The organism is Campylobacter sp. IFREMER_LSEM_CL1097 (assembly GCF_025772225.1).
GTDB classification, from domain to species: Bacteria; Campylobacterota; Campylobacteria; order Campylobacterales; family Campylobacteraceae; genus Campylobacter_D; species Campylobacter_D lari_D.
Genome location: NZ_JAKMRT010000050.1, coordinates 1 through 805 on the forward strand (window position 1 = coordinate 1; position 805 = coordinate 805).

An 805-nucleotide genomic window follows, 5' to 3' on the forward strand; every position below is an offset into this window, starting at 1 on the left:
GCTGCTATACCCATAGAAGTTTTAAAGTTAGCAAATTGAGAGGAACCGTCCGCTGGAGCAGTAACCCCAAAAGCAACTGAAAATGCTGTCGCAAACACCATATTGTTTTCATATATCTTAGAATATTCTTTTCCACTTCCTACAGAAAAACCAGAACCAGTGCTCATTCCACTACCATCTACTTCCATATATGCAGATAAAGATGAAGCAGTAACTATCATCTTTCCACCGCCTTTATAAGCATTAAAGCCCATAGCATCAGCTACATTAGTATCAATTCTTCCTTTTGATTCTCTTAAAGATACAGAAGCTTGAGAGATCATTTGAGTTGCACCCATACCTATAGTAGAAAGATTACCTCCTGATATTAAGATATCTTTACCATCATTTTTGATTAAAGATAAACGGCCATAATTTTCATAATCAGTTTTCAAAACACCGGCACCAGCACCCATACTACCTTCTACTTTAATCCCTCTACCGTCTCTTGAGGTTAATACAAGTCTACCATTAGCATCTCTTGAAGCTTCTACTCCTGTACTATCTTTAACTGAATTAATAGCAGCTACCAAAGCTCCATTTTGATCACTATCTTGATATTCTATTTTACCTATGGTTACACCATTAATCTTAAAATCATCACTTGTAACACCAGCTTTTATAGGACCAACACCTGTAGTTTCAACTAAGAAATTTGCTCTAACCCCTGTGATATCAGAAACTCTATTAATCTCTTCAGCTAAAGCTCCCATACCTGTTCCTACTGAAGTAGAAATCACTACAGGTTGGAATTTAAAATCATCTA

General features: G+C 36.3%; 1 protein-coding gene. It reads right to left on the reverse strand.

Translation table 11 applies throughout. From position 1 onward, the window contains the following. On the reverse strand, positions 1-805 hold an 805-nt coding region (locus L8W64_RS08870), incomplete at both ends, for a flagellin hook IN motif-containing protein (protein ID WP_318529434.1).